This is a genomic window from Streptomyces hainanensis (genome assembly GCF_004348415.1).
In the GTDB taxonomy this organism is placed as follows: Bacteria; Actinomycetota; Actinomycetes; order Streptomycetales; family Streptomycetaceae; genus Streptomyces; species Streptomyces hainanensis.
Map to the genome: position 1 here is coordinate 1 of NZ_SMKI01000535.1, position 4811 is coordinate 4811.

The following is a 4811-nucleotide window of genomic DNA, read 5'->3' on the forward strand; positions in this document are numbered from 1 at the left end:
ACGCCCCCGCCGAACCCTGGACAGCCGCCGTCGACAGCCGCGACCATATGGGTTACTGCATACGGTATGCAATCTCCAGTCGCTCCACGTCGGGACAGACCAGCGAGGGGACGCCCACATGACCGAGGCAGCCGGCACCGAAGCACCCAAGGCCCTGGCGGGGGTACGGGTGCTCGACATGACGCACGTCCAGTCGGGCCCCTCCGCCACCCAACTGCTCGCCTGGCTGGGGGCCGACGTGATCAAGCTGGAGACGCCGGGTCGCGGCGACATCGCGCGCGGCCAACTGCGCGACGTGCCCGACGTCGACAGCCTCTACTTCGCCATGCTCAACTGCAACAAACGCAGCATCACCCTCAACCTCAAGACCGGGCAGGGCAAGGAGCTGTTCCGCCGTCTGGTCGCCGGGGCGGACGTGCTGGTCGAGAACCGCGGCCCAGGGGTCGTGGACCGGCTCGGCTTCCCCTGGCCGGAGTTGCGCCGGCTCAACCCCCGGCTGGTGTACGCCAGCATCAGGGGCTTCGGCCCCGGCCGGCACGCCGACGTCCGGGGGTACGAGATGATCGCCCAGGCGATGGGCGGCGCGATGGCCACCACCGGCTTCCCGGACGGCCCTCCCACCGCCAGCGGCGCCGGGATCGGGGACTCGGGCGCCGGAATCCACCTGGTCGCCGCGGTCCTCGCCGCGCTCTACCAGCGCACCGTCACCCGGCACGGGCAGCGGGTCCAGGTCACCATGCAGGAGGCCGTGCTCAACCTCTGCCGGGTCAAGCTCCGCGACCAGCAGCGGCTGGCCCGCGGCCCGTTGGCGGAGTACCCGGGCCGTCCCTCCGGGCCCGAGGTGCCGCGGGCCGGCAACGCCTCGGGCGGCGGCCAGCCCGGCTGGGCGCTGCGCTGCGCGCCCGGCGGGCCCAACGACTACGTCTACGTCATCGTGCAGCCGCAGAGCTGGGCGACGCTGGCCCGGCTGATCGGCCGGCCCGAACTCGCCGGCAACGAGGGGTGGTCGACGCAGGAGGCCAGGCAGGCCAAGCTGGACAAGATGTTCGCGCTCGTCGAGGAGTGGACCGAACGGCGCGGCAAGTGGCGGGTGATGGACACGCTCACCGAACACGGCATCCCCTGCGCGCCGGTGATGTCCACCCGGGAGCTGATCGACGACCCGACGCTGGCCGCCGTCGGCGCCATCGTCGAGGTCGAGCATCCGGAACGCGGTGCCTTCCGCACGGTCGGCTCCCCGCTGCGGCTCTCCGACTCCCCGGTGGAGATCAGCCGGCCGCCGCTGCTGGGCGAGCACAACGACGAGGTCTACCGGGAACTCGGCTACACCGCACGACAGGTGGCCGGCCTCCGGGCGATCGGCGTGATCTGAGACCGGAGTTCGGCGATCCGGGGCGATCGAGGGCGATCGAGGGCGATCCCGGGCGGTCCGTGCCGTCCCGCCCCTGTCCCGGCGCGGTGATCTCTGGAATACTGTATGCAATCCCTGCCCCTCAGGGGCCCAGACCCGACCGAGATCGGGGGCAGCGAATGAGAGTGGCAGTGCTCGGCGCCGGAGCCATCGGCGCCTATGTCGGGGCGGCGCTGCACCGCGGCGGCGCCGACGTCCACCTGGTCGCGCGCGGCGCCCAGTTGGCCGCGCTGCGCGAACGCGGCGTCACCGTCCTCAGCCCGCGCGGCGACTTCCACGCCCACCCGCCCGCCACCGGCGACCCGGCCGAGGTGGGCACCGTCGACTACGTCTTCCTCGGCCTGAAGGCCCAGCAGTACGCCAGCTGCGGCGCCCTGCTCCGCCCGCTGCTCGGCCGGGACACCGCGGTGATCGCCGCCCAGAACGGCATCCCCTGGTGGTACTTCCACGGCCTGTCGGGGCACGCCCTGGAGGGCCGCCGCATCGAGGCCGTCGACCCGGGCGGCACCGTCAGCACCGTGATCGAGGCGCGCCGCGCCATCGGCTGCGTCGTCTACTGCTCCACCGAGATCGCCGAACCCGGCGTGATCCGCCACCTGGAGGGCACCCGCTTCGCCATCGGCGAGCCGGACGGCCGGATCTCCCGCCGCTGCCTCGACTTCAGCGCCGCCATGGTCGCCGGCGGCCTCAAGTGCCCCGTCGAGGCCGACCTGCGCAACGACATCTGGATCAAGCTGATGGGCAACGTCGCCTTCAACCCGCTCAGCGCCCTCACCCGCGCCACCATGGTGCAGATCGCCACCCACCCCGGCGCCCGCCGGCTGGTCGGCGCCATGATGGCCGAGACCCTCGCCGTGGCCAGGGCCACCGGCAGCGCCCCCGGCGTGTCCATCGACCGCAGGATCGCCGGCGCCGAACGCGTCGGCCACCACAGGACCTCGATGCTCCAGGACCTGGAGGCCGGCAAGGAGATGGAGACCGGCGCCATCCTCGGCGCGGTCGTCGAACTCGCCGAGCTCACCGGCGTGCCCGCGCCCACCCTGCGCGACGTGCACGCCGCCGTCGACCTCCTCGCCCGCACCAGCACCACCGGCGCCCTGGCCGGCGCCGCGACCGGCCACCCCACCGCCGCACCGGAACCCACCACACCAGCACGGAAGGCCGAACCGACATGACCGCCAACCAGCCGGGCCAGCGCGCCCGCCAGGACCGGAAGCGCCGCCGGGAGCACTACACCCGCCTCACCCAGCCACTCGTGCGCGACGCCGGCGTGCTGCGCCCGGCCTCCTGGGAGGAGGCCATGAGCCGGGCCGCCGAGGGCTTCCGGCGCAACACCGAGCAGCACGGACCGAACGCCTTCGGCATGTTCTCCTGCGCCCGCTCCACCAACGAACTGAACTACCTGGCACAGAAGTTCACCCGTGCCGTGATCGGCACCAACAACGTCGACTCCTGCAACCGCACCTGCCACGCGCCGAGCGTCGCCGGCCTCGCCCACGCCTTCGGCAGCGGCGGCGGCACCTCCTCCTACCAGGAGATCGAGGACACCGACGTCATCGTGCTCTGGGGCTCCAACGCCCGCGAGGCGCACCCCATCTTCTTCCAGCACGTGCTGCGCGGCATGCGCAACGGCGCCCGGCTCTTCGTCGTCGACCCCCGCCGCACCAGCACCGCGCAGTTCGCCGAGCGCCACCTGCCGCTCAACGTCGGCACCGACATCCCGCTCGCCTACGGCATCGCCCGCGAGATCATCCACGCCGGTCTGGCCAACCGCACCTTCATCGAGCGCGGCACCGAGAACCACGCCGCCTACGCGGCCGCCGCCGAGCCCTGGACGCTGGCCCGCACCGAGGAGGTCACCGGCGTCCCCGCGGAGCTGATCCGCGAGCTCGCCCACGTCTACGCCCGCGCCGACCGCGCCCAGCTCTGCTGGACCCTCGGCATCACCGAGCACCACAACGGCACCGACAACGTGCTCTCGCTGATCAACCTGGGCCTGCTCACCGGCCACGTCGGCCGGCACGGCGCCGGGCTCAACCCGCTGCGCGGCCAGAACAACGTGCAGGGCGGCGGCGACATGGGCGCCATCCCCAACCGGATGCCCGGCTTCCAGGACATCCTCGACCCGGCGGTGCGCGAGAAGTTCGGCCTCGCCTACGGCCGCGCCATCCAGCCCCGCTACGGCTGGAACCTCACCCAGATGCTCGACCACATCGAGCGCGGCGACATGACCACCTGCTACATCATCGGCGAGAACCCCGTGCAGTCCGAGGCCGACTGCCAGCACACCGTGAAGCGGCTCTCCAACCTCGACCACCTCGTCGTCCAGGACATCTTCCTCACCAAGACCGCCCAGCTCGCCGACGTCGTGCTGCCCGCCAGCGCCGCCTGGTGCGAGACCGACGGCACCTTCACCAACAGCGAGCGCCGGGTCCAGCGGGTCAGGAAGGCGCTCAACCCGCCTCCCGGCGCCCGCGACGACATCGCGATCCTCTGCGACATGGCCCGCCGCCTCGGCCACGACTGGCGGTACACCCCCGAGCAGGCGTGGGACGAGATGCGCTCCCTGGCGCCCAACCACGCCGGCATCTCCTGGGCCCGCCTGGAGCACGGCGGCATCCAGTGGCCCTGCTTCAGCGAGGACACCCTCGAACCCTCCTACCTGCACGCCAGGCTGTGGGAGGAGGACCCCGAACGCCGCGGCCGGCCCGCCCCGTTCACCGTGCTGGAACACCGTCCCCCGGTCGACGAGCTCACCGACGAGTTCCCGCTGCGGCTCACCACCGGGCGCCGCCTCGACTCCTACAACACCGGCGTCCAGTCGGGCGGCTTCGACTCCCCGCGGCGCCGCGGCGAGACCCTGGACCTGCACCCGGTCGACGCCGAGGCGCTGGGCGTCGCCGAGGGCGAGGAGGTACGGATCAGCTCCCGCCGCGGCTCCATCGTCGCGCCCGTCCGGCTCGACTCCGGGCTCAGCCCGGGCCTCGCCTTCATGACCTTCCACTTCCCCGACGAGGTGGACGTCAACGCCATCACCATCGAGGCCACCTGCCCGATCGCCGGCACCGCCGAGTACAAGGCCAGCGCCATCCGCGTCGAACGCCTCGACCCCGTCCCGGCCGTCTAGCCCCGCCAGGAGCGCTCCATGGAACTGCACTTCAGCGGCGCCACGGCCACCGAGCCGGAACGCGACGCGGTCGACGCCGCGCTCGCCGCCCAGCCGGACGACCCGGACGCGCCCGCCCACCGCCGCGACCTCCTGCTGCCCGCCCTGCACGCGGTGCACGAGCGGATCGGCTGGATCAGCCCCGGCGCACTCGAACACCTCTGCCGCCGGCTGGAGATCCCACCCGCCAGCGCCTACGGCGTCGCCAGCTTCTACTCCCTCTTCTCCCTCACC

The 4811-nt window shown here is 72.7% G+C and carries 3 protein-coding genes and 1 pseudogene; all 4 read left to right on the forward strand.

The features are described 5' to 3' along the window. Window positions 1–118: 118 nt before the first annotated feature. Window positions 119–1372 carry a formyl-CoA transferase gene (gene frc, locus E1283_RS31920; protein WP_132821656.1) on the forward strand — a complete coding sequence of 418 codons (1254 nt, stop codon included), beginning with the start codon at window positions 119–121 and terminating at the stop codon, window positions 1370–1372. Window positions 1373–1530: 158 nt separating this feature from the next. Continuing rightward, window positions 1531–2496: pseudogene (locus E1283_RS31925) on the forward strand (2-dehydropantoate 2-reductase); the annotation flags it as partial. A gap of 86 nt (window positions 2497–2582) precedes the next feature. Further along, a complete protein-coding gene (locus E1283_RS31930; protein WP_132821658.1) occupies window positions 2583–4538 on the forward strand; it encodes a molybdopterin oxidoreductase family protein in 1956 nt (651 codons plus the stop codon). 18 nt (window positions 4539–4556) lie between these two features. Beyond that, window positions 4557–4811: NADH-quinone oxidoreductase subunit NuoE family protein (locus E1283_RS31935; protein WP_207930612.1), on the forward strand; the 255-nt coding region annotated here is incomplete at its 3' end.

Coding starts and splice junctions, on each gene's coding strand:
- frc (WP_132821656.1), top strand. CDS start 119: ATGACCGAGGCAGCCGGCACCGAAGCACCCAAGGCCCTGGCGGGGGTA.
- E1283_RS31930 (WP_132821658.1), top strand. CDS start 2,583: ATGACCGCCAACCAGCCGGGCCAGCGCGCCCGCCAGGACCGGAAGCGC.